The sequence below is a fragment of the Thauera sp. WH-1 genome (assembly GCF_047806685.1).
Lineage (GTDB): Bacteria > Pseudomonadota > Gammaproteobacteria > Burkholderiales > Rhodocyclaceae > Thauera.
Window position 1 is genome coordinate 265,733 of record NZ_JBLQGP010000003.1, and the last position, 20,289, is coordinate 286,021.

The window sequence follows — 20,289 nt, forward strand, 5'->3', positions numbered from 1 at the left end:
GAATTTCCAGGTCACGCCCATAGATGGGCCTGACCTTTTGCTTGAGGAAACAAAAAAATGTCGGGTCCTGCTGACCTCCCCAATGAAGCGATGGAAATGCCGCTGTTGCCTTTGCGCGACGTGGTGGTGTTCCCGCATATGGTCATCCCGCTGTTCGTCGGCCGTCCGAAGAGCATCAAGGCGCTCGAGAGTGCCATGGAGGCAGGAAAGAGCATCCTCCTCGTGGCGCAGAGATCCGCTGCCAAGGACGAGCCCGCGGTCGAGGACCTCTATTCGATCGGCTGCATCGCCAACATCCTGCAGATGCTCAAGCTGCCCGATGGCACGATCAAGGTGCTTGTCGAGGGCGTGCAGCGTGCCCATGTCGACCATGTCGAGGATGAGCGCAGCGTGTTCATGGCCACGGTGCGCCCGGTGCCGGTCGTTGAGGCCGGGAACAACGAACTCGAGGCCATGCGGCGCGCGATCATCGCCCAGTTCGACCAGTACGTTAAGCTCAACAAGAAGATTCCCCCCGAGATCCTCAGCTCGCTCGCCGGCATCGACGAAGCGGGCCGACTGGCCGACACCATCGCCGCCCACCTGCCGCTCAAGCTCGAACAGAAGCAGGAAGTGCTGGAGATGTTCGACACCGGCGAGCGCCTCGAGAAGCTGCTGACACAGCTCGAGGGCGAGCTCGACATCCTGCAGGTGGAAAAGCGTATCCGCGGCCGCGTCAAGCGCCAGATGGAGAAGAGCCAGCGCGAGTACTACCTCAACGAGCAGGTCAAGGCCATCCAGAAGGAGCTCGGTGAAGGCGAAGAGGGCGCCGATCTGGAGGAGATGGACAAGAAGATCAAGGCGGCCGGGATGCCGAAGGAGGCGCTGGCGAAGGCCGAGGCCGAGTTCAAGAAGCTGCGCCTGATGTCGCCGATGTCGGCCGAAGCCACCGTGGTGCGCAACTACATCGACACCCTGATCGGCCTGCCTTGGAAGAAGAAGTCGCGCGTCAGCAAGGACTTGGGCGAGGCCGAGAAGGTCCTGGACAAGGATCACTACGGGCTCGAGCGGGTCAAGGAGCGCATCCTCGAGTACCTCGCCGTGCAGCAGCGCGTCGACAAGGTCAAGGCGCCGATCCTGTGCCTGGTCGGCCCCCCGGGCGTGGGCAAGACCTCGCTCGGCCAATCGATCGCCAAAGCCACCAACCGCAAGTTCATCCGCATGGCCCTCGGTGGGGTGCGTGACGAGGCCGAGATTCGCGGTCACCGTCGCACCTACATTGGTTCGATGCCGGGAAAGATCCTGCAGAACATGAGCAAGGTCGGGGTCAAGAACCCGCTGTTCCTGCTCGACGAGGTCGACAAGCTCGGCATGGATTTCCGTGGCGACCCCAGCTCGGCGCTGCTCGAGGTGCTGGATCCCGAGCAGAACCACACCTTCCAGGATCACTACGTCGAGGTCGACTTCGATCTGTCGGACGTGATGTTCGTCGCCACCGCGAACACGCTGAACATTCCGGCGGCGCTGCTCGACCGCATGGAGGTGATCCGCCTGTCCGGGTACACCGAGGACGAGAAGGTCAACATCGCCCAGCGTTACCTGCTGCCCAAGCAGATGAAGAACAATGGTCTCAAGCGTGACGAACTGTCGGTCACCGAGGACGCCTTGCGCGACATCGTGCGCTACTACACGCGCGAAGCGGGCGTGCGCAGTCTTGAGCGCGAGATTTCCAAGATCTGCCGCAAGGTGGTCAAGCAGCTCGTGCTGCGCAGCCGCAACACCAAGATCGTGGTGAATGCGAAGAATCTGGACAAGTTCCTCGGTGTGCGCAAGTTCAGCTTCGGCATGGCGGAGAAGGAAAACCAGATCGGTCAGGTCACCGGGCTGGCGTGGACCGAGGTCGGTGGCGAACTGCTCACGGTGGAGGCGGTGCAACTGCCGGGCAAGGGCAAGGTGGTCACCACCGGCAAGCTCGGCGAGGTCATGCAGGAGTCGATCCAGGCGGCGCTCTCGGTGGTACGCAAGCGTGCGCGCTCACTGGGGATCGATCCTGATTTCTACCAGAAGAGTGACATGCACATCCACCTGCCCGAGGGTGCGATCCCGAAGGACGGGCCGTCGGCGGGCATCGCCATTTCGACCGCGCTCGTCTCGGTGCTGACCGGCATTCCGGTGCGCTGCGACGTGGCGATGACCGGCGAGATCACGCTGCGCGGCGAGGTGCTCGCGATTGGCGGACTCAAGGAAAAACTGCTGGCGGCGGTGCGGGGCGGCATCCGTACCGCGTTGATTCCCGAGGAGAACGTCAAGGATCTGGCCGAGATTCCTGACAACATCAAGAACGCGATCGAGATCGTGCCGGTCAAGTGGATCGACCGCGTCCTCGAGCTGGCGCTCGAGCGCAAGCCCGAGCCGCTGCCCGAGGCGCAGGAGAGCACCCCGGCGGTGACGCCGGCAACGGACGACGGTGGCGCCAAGGGCTCTGCAGCGGCAAGCCTTCGCGCGCACTGAGCGCCATTTCCGCGGCGCAAGCTTCGGGTCCGGCAGACGAAGCCGCAACGCAGTCCCGGCGTTGCGGCTTCGTCGTTGACAGTGCCGAATTCAGCGCGCTATAAAACATGAAGTTTGCAAGTCGTGGCGTATGATCCGGAATCCCGCGCCTATCGCGGGTCTGTCTGGTCCTGGTGCAGCACCTATTCGGAGGGTTCAAGTGAACAAACAAGAACTGATCTCAAGCATTGCGGAGAAGGCATCGATGACGAAAGCAGACGCGACGCGTGCTCTCGACGCAACTGTGGCAGCGGTCACCGAGGCCCTTCAACAAAACGATACGGTCACCCTGGTCGGTTTCGGCTCCTTTTACGTCGGCGAACGTGCTGCGCGAACGGGCCGCAATCCGCGCACTGGCAAGAACATCAAGATCAAGGCGGCCAAGGTGCCGAAATTCCGCGCTGGCAAAGGTCTGAAGGATGCAGTAAACTAGCGGGCTTTGCAGCTGGGCCAGTTATCTAGGCCTGCAGCGCGGGTGCTTAGCTCAGTTGGTAGAGCGTCGCCCTTACAAGGCGAATGTCGGCGGTTCGACCCCGTCAGCACCCACCAGAAAATGCAGTAAAAACAGCCGGTTAGAGCGAAAGCCCAGCCGGCTGTTTTCATTTGGCATGGTCGGTCAGGTGGCGAGTGCACAAATAGTGCACCTCGGGTGCCCCGACGTGACGAAGCCCCCGCAAGCATCACGCAGGCGAGGGCTTCGTACCGACCACGCGCCCCCAGGTGCATCTAAAGGAGTCGGGGCGCTGTCGGCTGTCGCGGTTTTTCTTAACAGGCACTCACGACTGATCCTGTCCGGCGTTTCCGCTAACGCGGCCCGTCCGGCTCGGGTGCATTCACACGAAGAACACGGCGCTGTCCTCGCGCTCGGTCACTTCGCCAATCCGGGCAGCGAGTCCGAAGGCTTGCGCCATCGCCTGCAATCCGTCTATCCGTCCTGTAGCGCGCGACTTGTCCAGCTTCCTCGCGCCTGTCGGGTCTTTCACGGTGGTCGCGTTCGCCGCACACATGCTCAGGACAGGATGTCCACCGTGGGCAATGCGCCCGTTCAGCAGCTCGGCTTCCAGGGCGTCTAGAGCCGGTGCCATGTCCTTGAAGCCCTGGCCCCATTCGACCAGGGGAAGGTCGGCGCCGATCTTCTCGAACTCCTGGCGCAGCAGATCAATCCGCCATCGGTCATAGGCGATGCCTTGCACCTCCAGGCCGGCGCATATCCTGGCGATGTCGGCAGCGACGAAGGCGTAATCGACCGTTCGGCCCGGTGTGGTCTTCAGGAAGCCCTGGCGCTCCCAGGTGGTGTAGGGGCTGCGGTCCTTGCGTTCGCGGTCGAGAAGGCCCTTCTCGGGTGTCCAGAACGTCGGCTGTACGTGCCACACGCCATTGACGCGGCCGATCAGCACGAAGGCGGTTAGGTCCGTCCGCATGGACAGGTCGAGGCCACCGAACACAGGCCCGTCAAACGGCAGCACAGGCCCGCCGTTGGCCTTCCATACGTCCGGCGATACGAAGGGTGCGTCGGTGGACACGCGCTGGTTCAGCAGCAGGTTACGCGCGCTGTTCTCCATGCTCGGCATCCGCTTCGCCTGCGTCATCTGCTCGCGCAAGTCGTCTTCAGAGCGGAACAGGCCCAGGGCTGGGTTCGCGGCCTTCCAGGCTTCCACGTCGAGCAAGTCGCATCCTTCGGGTGCCGCATACACATGGGACACGATCCGGGGATCGTTCGAGCGTTCGGCATCGTCCAGCCAGATACTGAGCAAGTCCGCATCGGTTGCAGCTTGTGTGCTGATGACGATCAACAGAGGATCTTCGTGTGCGCCCTGTGCCGTGGTGATCGCGTCGATGAAGTCCGACTGCGGCCCGCGTACCTGTCCGGTTTCGTCGAGGATCGCCAGAACGGGGCTTAGGCCGTGGGCGGTCTTGCCCTCGGCAGCGAGTGCTCTGTACTCGGTGTTCAGCGGTAGCCCGATCAGCCGCTTGCCGCTCGGGATGATCTTCACCAGCTTGGACAGCTTCGGGGACAGTTGAACCATCTTCGATGCGAGGTTGAACACGAGCGCGGCCTGATCGCGGCTCATGGCCCCGGACACGATTTGACTGTTCAGCTTCGCTTCAGGCCCCACGAGGTGCGCTAGCAGCAGGCCGGCCACCAGTCCACTTTTTCCGTTCTTGCGGCTAACTGATAAATAGGCACGACGGGTGCCGGCCGGGTTGTCATACACAGCCCGGATAAACTCTTTCTGGAACTCGGCCAGCTTGAGCGGTTTGCCGACGTGCGCCCCGTCAGGCGTCACGCAGTAGGTTTCCACGAAGCGAATCACCCGCTCGGCGCGACTCATTTGATTAGCCGAATCCCCGGAATCAAATCATCTTCGGCGGCGTCGGCGCGGGCTTGCCGTTCCAGCTCGGCACCGTTGGCAATGTCTGCTCGCCGTCCGACCGTGGCAACAGTGTTCACCGCAATCGCGCGGGTGATCGCCAGCGCGCGACGGGTGGCCTTTTCCAGTAGCTCACAGGCCGGGTGCGGCTTGCCTTCGATCAGGAAGCCTTCGTCGTCCACCAGGGCTTGCAGCGTCTCAATGTCCGCTTGGCAGCGCGCGAGGCTCGCAGCAAGGCACAGATCGGAGTCCGTCCAGGTGTCGCGCGGCCGTGCCGTGACGATCGCGTTCCAGAACGGACGATCGCCCCGGCGCAGCTTCACATGCTTGGGCGGTGGCAGCGGCCCCAGCGCGACGGCTTGAACGGCTGCAACAGCGGCGGCGGCGCTGTCGGAGCGCACGCGCTTGGGGGTCAGCTTCATGTCGATTGCCTCATTTTTAGGCGGTCAGCAATAACAGACGACTTACCGGGCGGTTCGTGGCGCTCGGTTCCTCGTGATTTTTCGCAAGCGTGCGCCCACGCCATCAGCACAGGATGCCACTCGAATACCGTGGTGTGCTTGCTGCGCTGCGGCGTGAGTAGCGCACAAGCAGGACGCGTGCCACTCACTTGAACACTACGCGGCATAGGCAAGGCCACGATTCTTGCTTGTGCTTCCACATGGCATGTTGCAGCGCACATAAGTTACTCCTTCACCGCGCGGTGTTCCATGGGTGATCCGGGTCGAGGGGCTGGCCGTTGGCGTCACAGCCGGCGCTCACCTTCTTGCCCATGTCCGCCTGAGTCTTACGCGAGTGACATGGGGCGCACAGGGGAACCAAGTTGTCCGGGTCGTTGTTGCGCGGGTCGTTGTCGTGGTGATCGAGGTCCGTCGCCACCGTCAGGCGGCCACGCTTCCAGCAGTCCCGGCACAGCGGCTCACGCTCCAGGACGCTCGCACGGAGCCGTCGCCACGCAGCGCCGTTCAGGCTCAGGGTTCGGCCAGTCTCTTGCTGGCGTTCGCGTAGCGTCTTCACGATGCCGCCTTGCACATCAGTTGCATGAACCTGTGCTGGTTGCGCTCATCAATCACAGCGGTGATGTTGAGCACGCGCCCGTCGTCTAGCAGGACACGGCAGGACGCATCCACGCCAGCGAGATAGCGCACGCGCACCCTGATGGTTGCCTCAGCCTGTACCGCCATGGCTGCGATGAACTCGCGGCCCTGTAGCGGCTCCACGCTGGCCCAGGTCGAGGTCACGAGGCCCCAGCCTTCAACCACACCGCCCCACTCATCGCGGGTCGTCTCGGGGCGTTGGATCGTGATCCGCGTATCCAGTTGAGCCGCGTACATCACAGCACCTTCGAGTAGGGGCGCAGCAGTGCGGTAGCGGCCTTGCGGTAGCTCTCGCGCTTGACGGGATCGCCGTCATAGTCCGCCTGTACCAACAGGAAGATGCCCTGCAATACGTCTTCGGGGATGTCCATTTCCACCGCAGGCCCTGGCACATCGGGCAGGCGGTCATCATCCATCCAGGCGAGGGCTTCGCGGGTGGCGGAACCGAGAAGGCGAGTCAGCAGCGCGTCGTCCTCGTCGTGCGTCAGGCGCAGGAAAGCTTTCAGATCGGCAAGCGTCGTCATTGCGCGGCCCCCTTCGGTGCTTGCATCGGCTGGTACTTGCTCGGCAGCTTCGGCATGGATTCAAGTTGCCGGACTTCCTCCACCGTCATCCATCCCGATTCGATGCCCAGCTTGTAGAACTCGGCTCGCGTCTTCGAGTCACCGCGCAACATGCCTTCGGCGTTGAACTCGGGGTACAGGGTGCGGGCTGCGGCCGGCGTGAGTAACTGCCGACTGATCGCACCTTCCCAGGCGCTCATGTGCCGCTTGAGCGTGTGCGCGGTGAACCAGCGGTACATCTCGGTCGAGTTCGAGTAGTTCGCGTGCGAGAGGTCGCCAATCAGGACGGGCGGAATCTTGAAGATGCGCGCGACTTCCTCCACGGAGAAGCGGCGGGATGCTACCCACTCTGAGTCTTCGAGTGACATGCTGATGGGATGGTAGGTCAGGCCGTCGTCAATGACGGGTGTTTGCCCGGACTTGAACGCGCCCCATGCCGCAGCAATCGCCTGTCGTTGCGTGGTGTTCAGCCGTCCAGGGGCTTGCAGGATGCCGGACAGCTTCGCCCCATGCTCGAACGTATCGAGGCCGTGGTTTGCTTCGGCAATCGCAAGTTCCAGCACCGCCCTGGCGGCTTGGATCGGGGACACGCCCACCAGGGGATCGGCCCCGGCCCGGTGGCGCAGGTGAAACACTTCAGCCGGCAGCAGGCGTTCTTTCTTGCCGTCTCGGTCGGTGTACTCGTAGCCGCCGATGATGTCGCCTTTGCGCATGATGACGACGCGCTCGGCAGGCAAGGGCTGTAGCTGTCGGACTTGGCCGTCCGATCCGCGCACGATCCGGCTGTAGGCGTTGCCGGTGGCCAGCATGGATGCCGTCATCCACTCGCGCCACTCAACAGCGGATTGCTGATCGTTCGGCGCATGGTGCAGCACACCGTACAGGGGATGTTCTGCGGCCCTTACGCGGCCTTCCTCGCTTCGGCGGTACAGGTGCAAGGGTAGCGAGCCGATCGCCTCGGCAATGGCCCCTATGGCGGCGTAGCAGGCAGCGACGGACTGAGCGGACTCAGGCGTTACCGCCACGCCCGCGCGCATCTGTACGAAGTCCGACCAGAAGGTGTCGAAGGTGTCGGCGCGACGTTCGAGGCCCACCAGGGACAGGGCTTTATCGAGGATCTTCATCGGCAGGTTTCCAGCCACATGCCGCGCACATCGCCGCTTTCCCAGAAGCTGAGTTCAGCGGGCTTGTTGCGCAGCGAGATTTCCGTTTGTTGGTACGCGGGGAAGGCTTGCACTACGCTGATTTCGCGCAGATCAACTTGCCGTAGCTCGCGCGTCTCGCCGTTCCAGGCTTCATCCTCTGCGATGAATCCGAAGCTCATGCCGCCCACGTCGCCACGCTCGGCAAGGGCCACCAGATCGCGGCCCGCTTGGGTGTCAGGCAGTCGGAGTTCAAAGGCGAGGCCCTTGTCATCCTCGAACAGCTTCAGCGTGCCGGACTTGGTGCGGCCCAGCAGTGCATCGGCGCGGTGATCCAACAGCGCGAGAATGTCGCGCCCGCTGGCGAGTGACTTGGAGAAGGCCCCCGGCCTGATGCGCTCGGTAAAGCCCCCTATGCGGGTTTCCTGGCCGAATACGGCCGCGTAGCCTGTCAGGGTGCGACCAGAGGCCCGCAGGCCCCCAGCCGCGCCCCGGCGCTCAATGTCCGGGGTCGTCATGGTCACAGTCCGATGTCTTCAACCAGGACGAAGGCGGCTTCGTGCCGGACTTGCATGTCCATTGTCGCCATCACCCGGATTTGCACCGCGCCGGCATCGAAGCTGTCTTGCGCGTATGGGTTCGCCAAAATGTCGAGCGCTCCCCACTGGCCGATCATGATCTGGCCGAAGTCGCCCAGGATCAGCCTGCCTTTGTCCGGGGTGCCGGCCTTCGCCGCAAGCTGGTTCGTCATGCTCACGTTGATGCCGCCGACTTGCCCGTTTTCCATCAGGTAGCCCGGCAGGCTGGCCGTCTTCAGCGTGCTGCGCAGCTTGGTGACGACTTCGGCGTGCGTCACGATGCCGTTCGGGGCGGCATTCACCAGGGCCAGCTTCTCGAACAGTTCGAGGAAGGTCGCCCACGAGAGCGTTGCGAGGTTGCCGGTTTGCACATCGCCAGCAAGGCCGGTGCGCCCGATCAGGCCCAGCGGTTCCTTGATGCCATCGCCGTGAAGCATCGCCTTGTCGACAGCGAGGCTCACGATTTGCACGAAGTCGTCTCGAACCAGGGCTTCCACCGCAGGCGAGGACTGTTGCAGCAGTTGGCGGGACAGCTCGGTCTTGGCCCCGACGTGGCGCGGCGTCAGCTTGATGCTGTCGTACGTCGCGTTGCTGCCGACCAGCTTGTCACCTTCGGCCAGCCATTCGGCGGTGTGGGCAGTCGCAGCTTTCGGAATCACCAGATCGCCGCGCAGGTTCGGCAGGACTCGCGCACCCAGGCGTTGCACGACCATGCTGTTACGCAGCAGACCGACGTATTCGTTCGGGGCGTAGTCGTCGGGGACGATTTGCGCGGCCGTGGTGGTGGTGGCGCGTTTCTCGAACAGCGAGGCCGGCACCAGCACGCCACGCGAGGCAATGCCCATGCGCTTCTGTTCTTGGTTGAACTCGGCCAGTGCGCCCGAGAGGCTGCGGCCTTCGATCTGCGCATTGATCGCGTCGATTACCGAGATACGGCTTTCGAGTTGAGCGGCTTGCTTGTCGGCGGGTTGGCCCATTGCGCGGCGCTCGCATTCCTCAACGAAGGCAGCGCGTTGTTCCTGGCCTTCCAGATCGGTGATTTCCGACTTCAGGCCGTCGAAGGTTTTCTGTTGCTCGGCATTCAGCTTGCCTTGAGCGGTATCCAGCAGGGCGCGGGCTTCTTGCACCTTGGCGGCGCGGGCTTCGCGGATTTCGTGAAGTTTCATTTGGTGTGGTTCCTCATGAGGATAGGTGTATGGCCATACAGGCATCGCCATCGTAGCACACCACATGCAACAAAGTTGCATTTCGCCTGGCCGTTGTGTTAGGGCGAAAAAAAGCCCCGTCGTGCGGGGCTGGGTGTCGCCGGTGTCGCCGGGTGTCGCCAAAGCATCGCGGCGAGACTTAGAAAACCGAGAGAAGAGAACGGCGGAAGTGTCGCCGCCGTCTCTGTTCTCTATAGGGCGGCGAGGGTAGTTTAGGCGGCGAGGGTCATAGCGTCGTCCTCTTCCATATCGCATATTTCGGGCTGGGTGTCGCCGGTGTCGCCGGCGAGGGTCACAGGCTCATAGTGCGAGCCGGCTTTTCCCTTCACCTCGTGATACACGACGCGGCCGGATACCTTCAGTGCGGTGATCGCGCTGCGTATCTGCGCCCTGCTCAAGTTCATCCGGGCTGTCGAATTTTCAAGATCCGCGGTTGCGTACTTGCGGCCCTGCTCGAACTCGTGGCGAATGAACTGCATCACCTGCTCTGTGATTGCGTCCGCCCGCTGCTCAGGGCTTCGCTTCATCACGGCCTCTTTCTGGAAGCGGTAGCCGGTGCGCCGGATGAATATCGGTTCCTGCGGCTTGGAATAGCTCAACTTCGGCAGGGCCATGACAATGCCGCTTTCGCCCGCGTCCAGTTTGGTGCCGGTGGCGGCGTGCCACTCAGCAGGCGTTAGGGGCTGCATCACGGCCACCATTCGGCATCCGTCAGACAGCGCACTGCCACCGCGCCCCGCGTATTGGTCGAGGGACTTCTCGCGCGCATTTGCCTTGCCAGAGTGGTGAATGCCTTCAACGCAGCAATTGAGCCGGTTGCGCAGGATGCGGAAGGCTTCAATCAGCCCCTGCTCTGCGTCATTCACGCGGGACTCTCCGACGCCGAAGGAAACGAGCGGGTCGAAGATGATCCAATCCGGCCCCCAGGCTTCGAGCATTTGCGTGATGCGGTCGAGGTTTTCGGAGTGCGGATAAACCACGTCCTCAACTACGCGCGAGAGCCGGAACGGCACGCTAGATAGGTCGAGGATTTGGACGTTCTCTAGCACCTGCTCCAATTCGCCCGCGCTCAATTGCATCGAATAGGTGATTTCTCGCAGTCGCGCCACGAGGATTTCACGGCCATCCTCGCGCGTCACGATCAACGTCCTGATTTGCCGGTCAGGCATTCGGCCCCAAAGCTCGCGGCCAAGCGCCAGCGTCACGGCCTCGAATAGTGCGACCGTGGTTTTTCCGGTGCCGCCTGCCGATATGCGGGTTCTCACGTCCGCATAAAGCAGGCTGTCCAGGATCACGCGCGGCGTGAGTTGCGCATGGCGTAGTTCGTCCAGTGTGATCGGCGCGAGTTCGATCTCGCCTCGCAGCGTATCGGCCGGCGTAATTGCATCGGTGGCGAGTTGGTCGAGGAAGGATTGCCCACGGTCGTATTCAGCCATGACGCACCCCCGCAAGCGTGAGAGCCGATTGCAGGCGCTGCACTGCAACGAGCAAGCGGTCATTGTCCTGGCGTGATAACGGCTCGCCTTTGCGAATTGACGTTGCCGCCATCAGCACCACGAGGGCTTCAAATCCGACAGCGCGCAGCACGTCCGCTGCGGGGAACGGTCGGCGCTCTTTCGGCTGGTACTGGTCAATCCGCTCGGGGAACAGATCGGAAAGCGTCAGGCCGATTGCAGCGAGGATGTTCTCTACCGACTCGCCGCCGAAGTCATGGATCAGCAATCGACCGTCGGGAAGCTCGCGCCATGTGCCGCTCATGTTCTTGTCGCGTCGAGTCGGGACGCGGAACATGCCGTGATCGCGGCCGGTGGTTTTGTGATCCACGAGCGCGAGGAACTTCTCGCGTGCGCCGGCGGAATGGCTATAATTCGTCTTGCCCGCTGTGCTGTTTGCTTTGCCGACCTCGCCACGATTGCCCGTCGTGGCGTTGTCATTTCTGGGGGGTGCAATGCCCGTCAGTGCAGAGTAGAAACGAGCGCCGGCCTCGCCAGCGTTGGCGATAGGGGGATTGTGTTTCATGGCTCACGCCTCCTGCTCAAGAGTGCGCAGGTAGCCGTTCAGCGCGTCAGTGCGCCATCCGACACAGCGAGGGCCTAGAACGATCTTTCGAGGGAAGCGGGGATCTTGTTCGGACAGTTGCCAAAGTTTGGTTCGTCCGATGCCAAGCAAGGCACATGCGGCCTTAGGGCGCAGAAGCTGCGCAGGGGGAAGGGGTCTTGCGGTGCGGCGTTTCGTTTGTCGTTCTGGGTCTGAGTCTCCATCGCCGTCGCCATCGCCGTCGTCTTCATCGGCTGCGACCTCCGGCGCAGCAGATTCAACAGTTTCGCCGCCGACGTTCTCGCCAGCGATCAGATTAGCGTCGTTGCGAATTGAGAGCGTGCCACGAGACTCCGCCCATTTCGTATTCGACTGCTCAATTCCCATAGCGCGCATCGCGTACTTGAGGTAGCTGCCACGCGCGCCCGCATCGGCCAACTGGTCGATGATTTCCACGTCGGCGCGACTGCGCCCGAATCGGATATCTCGCATCTTCTTTGCTCCTGTAGAAAAATACAGCTCCGGTACAGCCGCGCCAATAATAAACAATGCGCCGACGGTAGGGAACTACTGCGAACAAAATAATTCAGGATGCGCGTATTGCTTTCTCGGGTGCCATCTGCGTAATTGCCTTTCCAAAGGCTTGCATTGCCGTTGCGGCCGCAGCAGGACACAGGTGTCCGTAGCTGTCTTCGATCATTTTTGAACTCTTGTGTCCGACCATGCGCGCCACCTCGAAAATTGGCACGCCGATATGCAGCATCGTCGAAATGAAGTTGTGCCGCAGCGAATAGAAAACGAGGCCGGCCGGCATCACGCCCAGGCGTTTCACGTTGGCCCACGGCTTTTGATGCGCAGTGCCGCTCAGGCGTCCGCCTGTAATCGGGGATGGGAACACGAGGCCGTCAGAGGGCTTGCCGCACTGCTGCCACCAGCGGCCCATGATGGCCTTGATCTCGTCGTTCAGCGGAAGGTCGATCTTGATTGGGTCGGGGTTGTGCAAAGTCTTCTCGGGGTACTTTTGCAGGCGACCGAAGCGGATATTGAGTTCCTTCCACGTCAGGCTGTACAGATCGCCGCAGCGCATCCCTGTGTGCATCGCAAGATGGCAGTAAGGGATGAACCAGTGCGCGAACTCCAGCCCGTCCAGGCTGGGCAGGTGCGGCTTACCGTGCGCGCGACTGCTGCGGCGCTGTTCTCTCAGTTCTTCGTCCCACTTGTCGAGGCCGGACAGCAATCCGACGCGCTCGGCATCAGTCAGCATTCGCCTGTCTTCCTGGCGCTCGGCGTTGAAGCTCTTGGCCTTGTCGTCGTGCGTCGGTGCCAGCAGTTGAACGTCTTGCAGCGGGTGGCGGTCGAGTGCGCCATTCTTGAAGGCGTGCCGCACCATCGTCTTCAACGCGCCATAGTCGCGCTTGAGCGTGATGTAAGCGATGCCGGCTTTCTCGCGCTTGAGTTGCCACGCTTCGATATCCGACTTGGTCAGCGTCAGCATGTCCCTGTCCAGCAAGTCCGCGAACACTGAGCGGATACGGCCGATGGTCAGCTTGCCGCTGTTCTTCTTGCGCGCCTGAGCGCGCGTATAGGCCCCGTCCAGGTAGCTGCGGACGGTTCGATGCTCGGCTTGCTGCTCGGCAGTGATCGCCGCCTGTCGGGCTTCCTTGCGCTCTGCAATGGGGTCGGCTTCGCTGTGTCGCCACTCACGCGCCCACCATGCGGCCTCAGGTGCCTTCATGGCGGGATAGGTGCCGATGGTCTTAACGCGGCGCTTGCCGGTGGCGTCGTTGTACCTGTAGCGCCACGATCCGCCCTTTGCTACTTTGCGCAGGTGAAACCCTGTCTGGACGGCGCAGGACAGAATTTCGTTGATCGCCGCATCCTTCAGGAACTTGCGGACGGCGGTGTCCGTGATGCTGGTTTCGGCGGTGTTCATGACGGCCTCGTGCGTGAATGTGTCAATGGCATCAAACGAGTGCACTTTTAGTGCACCTCAATGATAACAAAACACGGTATTTCACGCACAAACGCGAACAAACACTAAGGGCTAAGTGATTGAAAATGAACGTAAGTGCTTGTTTTCAGAACCATCGTGGTAGCTCTTACAAGGCGAATGTCGGCGGTTCGACCCCGTCAGCACCCACCAAACACCCTCAAGCCCGGACACGTTCCGGGTTTTTTTGTGCCCGTGCTTCCTCGTGCGCGCTTTTTCCGTCAAGTTGCTGCGGTGCACAATAAAATTCTTGACAGGCTCTTCCGGGGTTTTATAATTGAGGAATGTTGCAGTGCAGCAACCGGTCTGGTTGGGATCAGGTCGCGAGTGCAGTGCGTCGAAGCTTCTCACCCTCAGACTTCAAGGAAATTACACATGACCAAGATCAACACCCCCGAGCAGTTCCTTGCCATCAACAAGGCCCAACTCGAGACCCTGCTGTCCCTCGCCAACAGCGCCCTGGCCCGTGCAGAGCGCCTGACCGAACTGAACCTCAACACCACCCGCTCGGTGCTCGAGGACGGCGTCGCCATCACCCGCAAGCTGGCCGAAGCCAAGACCCCGCAGGAACTCGCCAGCCTCCAGGGCGAGCTGACCCAGCCGATGCTGGACAAGGCGGTCGCCTATGCGCGCAACGTGCAGGAACTGGCGGCCGAGGGTCAGCAGGAGACCAGCAAGCTGGTCGAGTCGCAGGTTGCCGAGCTGAACAGCGCGTTCGCCAGCGCCCTTGATCAGGCCGCCAAGTCGGCGCCGGCCGGCTCCGAGGCCTTCTTCGCCGCGATCAAGTCGGCGATGGATACCGCCAACGGCCTGTACGAGAATGTCAGCAAGGCCGCCAAGACTGCAGAAGCCAACCTGACCGCCGCCACCGGGCAGGCCGTCGAGGCCGTGACGGCCAGCGTCAAAAGCGCGGCGGGCAAGAAGCGCGCCTGAGCGGCTTCGGTCCAGCCGGACTGAAGGGTCCCGGCTGGGCTGACGCGATAAGGGCGAAACAGGGGGCTGGCCGGACGCGTTCGGGCCAGCCCCTTCTTGCGTGCACTCGGGCGGGCGGAGGAATGCGCGGCATTCGCCGCCCGCCCGAGCCTCCGATGCGCGAAAATCGCACGTCCCCGCTGGCGAGGCGTGAGCGGCTTATTGCACCTTCTCCGGGCCTTGGCGGGCTTTCAGGCTCTTCGACGGCAGCATGCCGAAGGTCTTGCGATACAGCTCGGCAAACCGACCCAGGTGCGTGAAGCCGAATTCGAGCGCGACCGCGGTCACGTTCGCGGCCCTGCTCGCAGGGTCCATCAGCGTGGCGTAGACGTGCTCGAGCTTCTTTTCGCGGATGAAGGCTTTCGGCGTCATGTGCGCGTTGCGCTCGAACAGCAGATAGAGCGACCTAAGGCTCAATCCCGCATGCTGAGCGAGATGCTCCGCCGTGATGTCGTTGCGGATGTTGTCGTCCACGTACTGGGCGAGGCGGGCGAAGCATTGGGCGTGCGAATCGGTCACACCCTCGAGCCTGCTCTGATCCAGTGTCACGATCAGCTTGCAGGCAAGGACTCTCGCGTAGTGCTGCAGCACCTCGAGCGGCGTGGTTTGCGAATCTGCCTCCTCTCTGACGAGATCGAACAGGCGCAGGATCCGGTGCTGCTCGACGAGCGGCAGCGGCGTCGCGCTGAATGCCGAGCGTCCGTCCGGCTTTACCCAGCCGTGCTCCAGGCAAAGCTCCTGCAGTGTGGTCGTGGAAAGCAGAACGACGACACTCTCGAAATCGCCCGAGAAGCTCAGTGGGCTGAGCCGGCTCGCATCACGCAGCACGATGTGCCCTGCACCGAGCTGTCGTACATGGGGGCAGCTCACGAAACGGAACAAATCGTACGCTAAGGCATAGCTCGCCCAAGCCGGTCCCCTGCCGACGTGGCGAGGCTCGTTTCGCCTTGCAACGACGCAATCAGCGGACACGAAACATTTCCCTGGCGTGCATGGCAGGCGCACACGAGTTGGGACAGCACGACCTCCATGCGCGCCAGGTCGGCCAGCTTGGCGCGCACGTCCTGGAGCTTGTGCTCGGCCAGGCGGCTGGCTTCGTCGCAGTGGGTGCCATCCTCCAGCCGCAGCAGCTCGGCGATCTCATCCAGGCTGAAGCCCAAGCGCTGGGCCGATTTCACGAACTTCACCCGGGCTACATCCGCCTTGCCGTAGCGGCGGATGCTGCCATAGGGCCGCGCCGGTTCGGGCAGCAAGCCCTTGTGCTGATAGAACCGGATCGTCTCCACATTGACCCCGGCCGCCTTACCGAAGGCGCCGATGGTCAGGTTCTTCAGACCGTTCTCCATCCCGCTTGACTCCGTAGTTGACTACGGCAGTAACGTTACAACATCAAGCGAAGACCCAGAAGGAGAAGCTTTATGTCAGAACCCAAGACCGGTCGTGGCGCGCTGGCCACCGGAGGTGTCGCGGCCATCCTCGCCTCGACCTGCTGCCTCGGCCCCCTCGTGTTGGTCGCGCTTGGCTTTTCCGGCGCCTGGATCGGCAACCTGACGGTGCTGGAGCCATACCGCCCGATCTTCATCGGCACGGCGCTGGTGGCGCTGTTCTTTGCTTACCGGCGCATCTTCCACCCGGTGCAAGCCTGCAAGCCGGGGGAGGTCTGCGCAGTTCCACAGGTGCGCGGCAGCTACAAGCTCATTTTCTGGATCGTGGCCGCGCTGGTTCTGGTCGCGCTCGCCTTTCCCTTCGTCGTGCCATTTTTCTACTGATCAGGAGTTCGCCATGAAAAAGCTGTTTGCCTCCCTCGTCCTCGTCGCCGTTGCTGCCCCGGTGTGGGCCGCCACGCAGACTGTCACGCTGTCGGTGCCCGGCATGACTTGCGCCGCCTGCCCGATCACGGTCAAGAAGGCGCTCTCCAAGGTCGAAGGCGTGAGCAAGACTGCGGTGAGCTTCGAGAAGCTCGAGGCCGTCGTCACCTTCGACGATGCCAAGACCAGCGTGCAGGCCCTGACCAAGGCCACCGCCGATGCCGGCTATCCGTCCGAGCTCAAGAGGTGATCCCTGGATAACCGGACCTTGCTCAAGACCGGCATCACCGGTTCGGTGATCGCCGCCATATGCTGCGCGACCCCCGTGCTCGTGATTGCGCTCGGCGTCCTGGGTCTGTCCGCCTGGGTCGGGTGGCTCGATTACGTGCTGATCCCGGCCCTCGTCGTTTTTGTCGGCATCACGATCTACGCGCTGCGTCGCCGGCGGGCGGAAGCCGCTTGCTGCGCTGTTGGAGTCGGAGAAAACCAGAAGAAGGGGATATGAAATGAATAGCCGTGTTCTGCATGTTACCGGGATGACTTGCGATTCCTGCGCAAACCACGTCGAGAAGGCGCTTCTCACCGTGCCCGGTGTTCATAAGGCGGAGGTGTCCTACCCTGACGCCTTGGCCCGTGTGAGCGGGGAGCCGGCGCTTGATCCGACGATGCTCGTCTCGGCAGTCGCAGCAGCTGGCTACCGGGCCGCGCTCGCCGATGCGCCGCCCGCCGCGATGGGAAGCGGGTTGCTCGGCAAGATGCGCGAGTGGCTGGGCAGTGGCGACAAGGCGGGCGGCGATGGGGGTGGTTTGCATATCGCTGTCATCGGCAGCGGCGGTGCCGCGATGGCGGCGGCGCTGAAGGCCGTCGAGCAAGGCGCGCGGGTCACGTTGATCGAGCGCGGCACCCTCGGCGGCACCTGTGTCAATGTGGGCTGCGTGCCGTCCAAGATCATGATCCGCGCCGCGCACATTGCCCACCTGCGGCGAGAAAGCCCGTTTGACGGCGGGATCGCCGCGGCACCGCCGGCGATCCTGCGCGAGCGGCTGCTGGCCCAGCAGCAGGCGCGGGTCGATGAGCTGCGCCACGCCAAATACGAAAACATCCTGGACGGCAACACCGCCATTACCATGCTGCGCGGCGAAGCGCGCTTCAGGGACGGCCACCACCTCACGGTGCGCCTGACCGACGGTGGCGAGCGCGAGGTGGCCTTTGACCGCTGCCTGATCGCCACCGGCGCCAGTGCGGCCGTGCCGCCGATCCCCGGACTGAAGGACACGCCCTACTGGACGTCCACCGAGGCGCTGGAAAGCGACACGATCCCGCAGCGGCTCGCCGTCATCGGCTCGTCGGTGGTAGCCGTCGAACTGGCGCAAGCCTTCGCCCGGCTCGGGAGCCGGGTGACGATCCTGGCGCGCAGCACGCTGTTCTTTCGCGAGGACCCGGCGATCGGCGAGGCCGTCACCGCCGCCTTCCGTGCCGAGGGCATCGAGGTGCAGGAGCATACCCAGGCGAGCCACGTCGCTTATGCCGCCGGGGAATTCGTGCTGACCACTGGGCACGGCATCGTTGCCGCCGACAAGCTGCTGGTCGCCACCGGCCGCACACCGAACACACGCGGCCTGAACCTCGAAGCGGCGGGCGTCACGATCAACGCGCAGGGCGCCATCGTCATCGACAAGGGCATGCGCACGAGTAACCCGCACATTTACGCCGCCGGCGACTGCACCGACCAGCCGCAGTTCGTCTATGTGGCGGCCGCGGCGGGCACCCGTGCCGCGATCAACATGACCGGCGGTGACGCGGCGCTGGATCTGAGCGCGATGCCAGCCGTGGTGTTCACCGATCCGCAAGTGGCGACGGTGGGCTACAGCGAGGCGAAAGCGCACCACGACGGCATCGAGACTGACAGCCGTACGCTCACGCTCGACAACGTACCGCGCGCGCTCGCCAACTTCGACACGCGCGGCTTCATCAAGCTGGTCATCGAGGAAGGTAGCGGACGGCTCATCGGTGTACAGGCGGTGGCGCCCGAAGCGGGCGAACTGATCCAGACCGCAGTGCTCGCGATCCGCAATCGCATGACGGTGCAGGAACTGGCCGACCAGTTGTTCCCGTACCTGACGATGGTCGAAGGGTTGAAGCTCGCGGCGCAGACGTTCAACAAGGACGTGAAGCAGCTGTCCTGCTGCGCCGGGTGAGGAACAGGAGGTGGTCGATGAACGCCTACACGGTATCGCGTCTGGCCCATGAGGCCGGTGTGAGCGTACATGTCGTGCGCGATTACAAGGTGCGTGGGCTGCTGCGGCCGGTGGCGCGCACCGCCGGCGGCTACGGGGTGTTCGACGCGGCCGCCTTGCAGCGGCTGTGCTTCGTGCGAGCCGCCCTGGAGGCCGGCATCGGCCTCGACCTGCTGACGCGGCTGTGCCGGGCGCTGGACACCGCAGACGGCGATGAAGCGTCGGCGCATCTTGCCGACCTGTGCCACCTCGTCGAGCGCCGACGCCAAGCGCTGACGAACCTGGAAACGCAGTTGACCGAATTGGCGCACAGCACGTCGGAGATCTCGGCATGAACAGCCCGGAGCGCGTTTCCCCCGAGGCGCGCAAGCCGGTCGCCGGCTACCTGTGGGGCCTGCTCGCCGCGCTGACCTGTCCCTGCCACCTGCCGGTGCTCGCCATCGTTCTTGCCGGCACCACCGCCGGTGCGTTCCTCGGCAAGTATTGGGGCATTGCGGCGTTCGGCCTGACCGGCTTGTTCGTCCTGTCCCTGGCGCGGGCGATGCGGGCGTTCAAGGGAAGATCATGAGCGCTACCGAGCCGGATGGCTGGACGGCGGCGCAACTGGCCCAGGCGGCCGAGCATCGGCAGCTTGAGCTGCACTACCAGCCCATCGTCGATCTGCGCCGCGGCCGAATTGCCAGCGCGGAAGCGCTGCTGCGCTGGCGGCACCCGAGCCTTGGCCTGCTGCCGCCGGGCGCGTTCCTGCCACTGGCCGAATCGTCCGGGCTGATGCCCAAAATCGGCGCGTGGGTGCTGGGTGAAGCCTGCCGTCAGATGCAGCGCTGGCTGGCGTTGAATTGGCGGCCGTTTCGATTGGCCGTTAATGGGGTCGCCTCAGACCCGAGTTTGACAGTTCCGAGACACATTTCCGCCCCACCTCCAGTAACGGCGCGGGTTTCAGGGCGATGATGCGCCAGAATCCTAGATACATGGATTGTTGATTTATCGCCCTCGATGCCGCTACTGTGCTGCACATGTACTTGAGACAGAGCAAACAGAAGCGGGCTGACGGCCGGGAGATCACCTACCTGCAGCTGGCCGAGAACGTGTGGGACGCGACGAAGGGGCGCTCACAAGCGCAGATCGTGTTCAACTGCGGCCGTGCCGACGACCCGGAAGTCATCGAACGGCTTCGCCGTCTGGCCAAGAGCATCCTGCGCCGCTGCTCGCCCGAGGCCATCGTGTCCGACGATCCGGGCTGGCGGCTGGTGTGCGCGTGGCCCTACGGCGATGTGCACGCACTTCAGGCGGTGTGGCAGCGGCTCGGGATCGATGTCATCGTGCGTGCGCAGGCGCACGGCCGGCGCTTTGGCTTCGAGATGGAGCGGGCGCTGTTCGCACTGGTGGCCAATCGCGCCTGCGCGCCTGCCTCCAAACTGTACTGTCATGAACAGTGGCTCAAGGAGGATGTGCACATCGAAGGCACGCAAGGCCTGGCGCTGCATCAGCTCTACCGCGCGATGGACTTTCTCGAGGCGAACAAGGCGGCGATCGAGCAGGCGATCTTCTTCCAGGTCGCCGACCTGCTGAGTCTGGACGTGGAGATCGTCTTCTACGACACCACCTCGCTGCACTTCGAGATCGACGACGAGGACAAAGGCGATGACGCCGGCCAGATGCGTGGCAGCGATGCGGCCGGGGCCAAGCGCTACGTGGCGCCCAGGAAGCGCGGCTACAGCAAGAACGGCCGGGGCGATGCGCCGCAGATCGTGGTGGG

Annotated in this window: 23 protein-coding genes, 1 tRNA gene and 2 pseudogenes; 12 read left to right on the forward strand and 14 right to left on the reverse strand. The window is 63.2% G+C overall.

Translation table 11 applies throughout. The annotated features are described in order from the left end of the window. The first annotated feature begins 57 nt into the window (after positions 1–57). The 3 genes from lon (at position 58) to ACMV5O_RS05485 (ending at position 3,078) form a co-directional block, all read left to right on the forward strand. Positions 58–2,490 carry an endopeptidase La gene (gene lon / locus ACMV5O_RS05475; protein ID WP_416162545.1) on the forward strand — a complete coding sequence of 811 codons (2,433 nt, stop codon included), beginning with the start codon at positions 58–60 and terminating at the stop codon, positions 2,488–2,490. Positions 2,491–2,620: 130 nt separating this feature from the next. Next, entirely contained in the window at positions 2,621–2,962 is a 342-nt protein-coding gene (locus tag ACMV5O_RS05480; protein ID WP_416162546.1) for an HU family DNA-binding protein, read from the forward strand. Between the two features lie 40 nt (positions 2,963–3,002). Then, positions 3,003–3,078, forward strand: a tRNA-Val gene (locus ACMV5O_RS05485). A gap of 284 nt (positions 3,079–3,362) precedes the next feature. On the opposite strand, the gene ACMV5O_RS05490 is transcribed toward ACMV5O_RS05485, so the two are convergent. The 12 genes from ACMV5O_RS05490 to ACMV5O_RS05545 all read right to left on the reverse strand — a co-directional run bounded on the left by ACMV5O_RS05490 (position 3,363) and on the right by ACMV5O_RS05545 (position 13,456). Further along, positions 3,363–4,862 carry a terminase large subunit gene (locus tag ACMV5O_RS05490; RefSeq protein ID WP_416162547.1) on the reverse strand — a complete coding sequence of 500 codons (1,500 nt, stop codon included), beginning with the start codon at positions 4,860–4,862 and terminating at the stop codon, positions 3,363–3,365. Beyond that, a complete protein-coding gene (locus ACMV5O_RS05495) occupies positions 4,859–5,323 on the reverse strand; it encodes a hypothetical protein (RefSeq protein ID WP_416162548.1) in 465 nt (154 codons plus the stop codon). The genes ACMV5O_RS05490 and ACMV5O_RS05495 overlap by 4 nt, the downstream gene beginning before the upstream one ends. Before the next feature lie 271 nt (positions 5,324–5,594). Then, entirely contained in the window at positions 5,595–5,918 is a 324-nt protein-coding gene (locus ACMV5O_RS05500; RefSeq protein ID WP_416162549.1) for an HNH endonuclease signature motif containing protein, read from the reverse strand. Then, complete coding sequence (locus ACMV5O_RS05505; protein WP_416162550.1) at positions 5,915–6,235, reverse strand: phage head closure protein; 321 nt, start codon at positions 6,233–6,235, stop codon at positions 5,915–5,917. The genes ACMV5O_RS05500 and ACMV5O_RS05505 overlap by 4 nt, the downstream gene beginning before the upstream one ends. Continuing rightward, positions 6,235–6,522: a head-tail connector protein gene (locus ACMV5O_RS05510; RefSeq protein ID WP_416162551.1), complete on the reverse strand. Its 288-nt coding sequence runs from the start codon at positions 6,520–6,522 to the stop codon at positions 6,235–6,237. The genes ACMV5O_RS05505 and ACMV5O_RS05510 overlap by 1 nt, the downstream gene beginning before the upstream one ends. Next, complete coding sequence (locus ACMV5O_RS05515) at positions 6,519–7,685, reverse strand: phage portal protein (RefSeq protein WP_416162552.1); 1,167 nt, start codon at positions 7,683–7,685, stop codon at positions 6,519–6,521. Before ACMV5O_RS05515 ends, ACMV5O_RS05510 begins: the two co-directional genes overlap by 4 nt. Next, the gene (locus ACMV5O_RS05520) at positions 7,682–8,221 is read right to left on the reverse strand and encodes an HK97 family phage prohead protease (RefSeq protein WP_416162553.1); all 540 of its coding nucleotides are present in this window, start codon (positions 8,219–8,221) and stop codon (positions 7,682–7,684) included. Before ACMV5O_RS05520 ends, ACMV5O_RS05515 begins: the two co-directional genes overlap by 4 nt. Positions 8,222–8,223: 2 nt before the next feature. After that, the gene (locus ACMV5O_RS05525; protein ID WP_416162554.1) at positions 8,224–9,447 is read right to left on the reverse strand and encodes a phage major capsid protein; all 1,224 of its coding nucleotides are present in this window, start codon (positions 9,445–9,447) and stop codon (positions 8,224–8,226) included. Positions 9,448–9,698: 251 nt separating this feature from the next. After that, the gene (locus tag ACMV5O_RS05530) at positions 9,699–10,922 is read right to left on the reverse strand and encodes an AAA family ATPase (protein WP_416162555.1); all 1,224 of its coding nucleotides are present in this window, start codon (positions 10,920–10,922) and stop codon (positions 9,699–9,701) included. Further along, positions 10,915–11,505, reverse strand: a complete 591-nt coding sequence (locus ACMV5O_RS05535; RefSeq protein WP_416162556.1) for a hypothetical protein — start codon at positions 11,503–11,505, stop codon at positions 10,915–10,917. The genes ACMV5O_RS05530 and ACMV5O_RS05535 overlap by 8 nt, the downstream gene beginning before the upstream one ends. Before the next feature lie 3 nt (positions 11,506–11,508). Next, positions 11,509–11,979 (reverse strand): helix-turn-helix transcriptional regulator, encoded by a 471-nt coding sequence (locus tag ACMV5O_RS05540; protein WP_416162557.1) that lies wholly within the window; start codon positions 11,977–11,979, stop codon positions 11,509–11,511. A 130-nt stretch (positions 11,980–12,109) separates the two neighbouring features. Beyond that, complete coding sequence (locus ACMV5O_RS05545) at positions 12,110–13,456, reverse strand: tyrosine-type recombinase/integrase (RefSeq protein WP_416162558.1); 1,347 nt, start codon at positions 13,454–13,456, stop codon at positions 12,110–12,112. Positions 13,457–13,888: 432 nt separating this feature from the next. Here ACMV5O_RS05545 and ACMV5O_RS05550 point away from each other — a divergent pair, with 432 nt between their 5' ends. After that, the gene (locus ACMV5O_RS05550; protein WP_416162559.1) at positions 13,889–14,446 is read left to right on the forward strand and encodes a phasin family protein; all 558 of its coding nucleotides are present in this window, start codon (positions 13,889–13,891) and stop codon (positions 14,444–14,446) included. A gap of 198 nt (positions 14,447–14,644) precedes the next feature. Here ACMV5O_RS05550 and ACMV5O_RS05555 read toward each other — a convergent pair whose 3' ends face one another. Both ACMV5O_RS05555 and merR read right to left on the reverse strand, forming a co-directional pair. Continuing rightward, the gene (locus ACMV5O_RS05555) at positions 14,645–15,313 is read right to left on the reverse strand and encodes a helix-turn-helix domain-containing protein (protein WP_416162560.1); all 669 of its coding nucleotides are present in this window, start codon (positions 15,311–15,313) and stop codon (positions 14,645–14,647) included. Positions 15,314–15,375: 62 nt separating this feature from the next. Next, entirely contained in the window at positions 15,376–15,831 is a 456-nt protein-coding gene (gene merR / locus ACMV5O_RS05560) for an Hg(II)-responsive transcriptional regulator (protein WP_008063290.1), read from the reverse strand. A gap of 72 nt (positions 15,832–15,903) precedes the next feature. On the opposite strand from merR, the gene merT reads away from it, so the two are divergent. From merT to ACMV5O_RS05600, 8 genes and pseudogenes are all read left to right on the forward strand, one after another. Beyond that, entirely contained in the window at positions 15,904–16,254 is a 351-nt protein-coding gene (merT, locus tag ACMV5O_RS05565) for a mercuric ion transporter MerT (protein WP_008063289.1), read from the forward strand. Positions 16,255–16,267: 13 nt separating this feature from the next. Then, the gene (merP, locus tag ACMV5O_RS05570; protein ID WP_008063288.1) at positions 16,268–16,543 is read left to right on the forward strand and encodes a mercury resistance system periplasmic binding protein MerP; all 276 of its coding nucleotides are present in this window, start codon (positions 16,268–16,270) and stop codon (positions 16,541–16,543) included. 18 nt (positions 16,544–16,561) lie between these two features. Then, positions 16,562–16,798, forward strand: coding sequence for a mercury resistance system transport protein MerF (gene merF / locus ACMV5O_RS05575; protein WP_008063286.1), 237 nt, complete (start codon positions 16,562–16,564; stop codon positions 16,796–16,798). Between the two features lies 1 nt (position 16,799). Continuing rightward, on the forward strand, positions 16,800–18,491 hold the full coding sequence (gene merA / locus ACMV5O_RS05580; RefSeq protein ID WP_008063285.1) for a mercury(II) reductase: 1,692 nt from the start codon (positions 16,800–16,802) through the stop codon (positions 18,489–18,491). 17 nt (positions 18,492–18,508) lie between these two features. Next, positions 18,509–18,865, forward strand: a complete 357-nt coding sequence (gene merD / locus ACMV5O_RS05585; protein WP_008063284.1) for a mercury resistance co-regulator MerD — start codon at positions 18,509–18,511, stop codon at positions 18,863–18,865. Then, complete coding sequence (gene merE / locus ACMV5O_RS05590; RefSeq protein ID WP_008063283.1) at positions 18,862–19,098, forward strand: broad-spectrum mercury transporter MerE; 237 nt, start codon at positions 18,862–18,864, stop codon at positions 19,096–19,098. The genes merD and merE overlap by 4 nt, the downstream gene beginning before the upstream one ends. Next, a pseudogene (locus ACMV5O_RS05595) lies at positions 19,095–19,409 on the forward strand (EAL domain-containing protein); the annotation flags it as partial. The gene merE and the pseudogene ACMV5O_RS05595, both read left to right, overlap by 4 nt. A 137-nt stretch (positions 19,410–19,546) precedes the next feature. After that, positions 19,547–20,289 (forward strand): annotated as a pseudogene (locus ACMV5O_RS05600) (transposase); the annotation flags it as partial.

Coding starts and splice junctions, on each gene's coding strand:
- ACMV5O_RS05535 (WP_416162556.1), bottom strand. CDS start 11,505: ATGAAACACAATCCCCCTATCGCCAACGCTGGCGAGGCCGGCGCTCGT.
- lon (WP_416162545.1), top strand. CDS start 58: ATGTCGGGTCCTGCTGACCTCCCCAATGAAGCGATGGAAATGCCGCTG.
- merA (WP_008063285.1), top strand. CDS start 16,800: ATGAATAGCCGTGTTCTGCATGTTACCGGGATGACTTGCGATTCCTGC.
- ACMV5O_RS05520 (WP_416162553.1), bottom strand. CDS start 8,221: ATGACGACCCCGGACATTGAGCGCCGGGGCGCGGCTGGGGGCCTGCGG.
- merT (WP_008063289.1), top strand. CDS start 15,904: ATGTCAGAACCCAAGACCGGTCGTGGCGCGCTGGCCACCGGAGGTGTC.
- ACMV5O_RS05515 (WP_416162552.1), bottom strand. CDS start 7,685: ATGAAGATCCTCGATAAAGCCCTGTCCCTGGTGGGCCTCGAACGTCGC.
- ACMV5O_RS05495 (WP_416162548.1), bottom strand. CDS start 5,323: ATGAAGCTGACCCCCAAGCGCGTGCGCTCCGACAGCGCCGCCGCCGCT.
- merD (WP_008063284.1), top strand. CDS start 18,509: ATGAACGCCTACACGGTATCGCGTCTGGCCCATGAGGCCGGTGTGAGC.
- ACMV5O_RS05490 (WP_416162547.1), bottom strand. CDS start 4,862: ATGAGTCGCGCCGAGCGGGTGATTCGCTTCGTGGAAACCTACTGCGTG.
- ACMV5O_RS05505 (WP_416162550.1), bottom strand. CDS start 6,235: ATGTACGCGGCTCAACTGGATACGCGGATCACGATCCAACGCCCCGAG.
- ACMV5O_RS05545 (WP_416162558.1), bottom strand. CDS start 13,456: ATGAACACCGCCGAAACCAGCATCACGGACACCGCCGTCCGCAAGTTC.
- merE (WP_008063283.1), top strand. CDS start 18,862: ATGAACAGCCCGGAGCGCGTTTCCCCCGAGGCGCGCAAGCCGGTCGCC.
- merP (WP_008063288.1), top strand. CDS start 16,268: ATGAAAAAGCTGTTTGCCTCCCTCGTCCTCGTCGCCGTTGCTGCCCCG.
- merR (WP_008063290.1), bottom strand. CDS start 15,831: ATGGAGAACGGTCTGAAGAACCTGACCATCGGCGCCTTCGGTAAGGCG.
- ACMV5O_RS05480 (WP_416162546.1), top strand. CDS start 2,621: ATGATCCGGAATCCCGCGCCTATCGCGGGTCTGTCTGGTCCTGGTGCA.
- ACMV5O_RS05525 (WP_416162554.1), bottom strand. CDS start 9,447: ATGAAACTTCACGAAATCCGCGAAGCCCGCGCCGCCAAGGTGCAAGAA.
- ACMV5O_RS05530 (WP_416162555.1), bottom strand. CDS start 10,922: ATGGCTGAATACGACCGTGGGCAATCCTTCCTCGACCAACTCGCCACC.
- ACMV5O_RS05550 (WP_416162559.1), top strand. CDS start 13,889: ATGACCAAGATCAACACCCCCGAGCAGTTCCTTGCCATCAACAAGGCC.
- ACMV5O_RS05510 (WP_416162551.1), bottom strand. CDS start 6,522: ATGACGACGCTTGCCGATCTGAAAGCTTTCCTGCGCCTGACGCACGAC.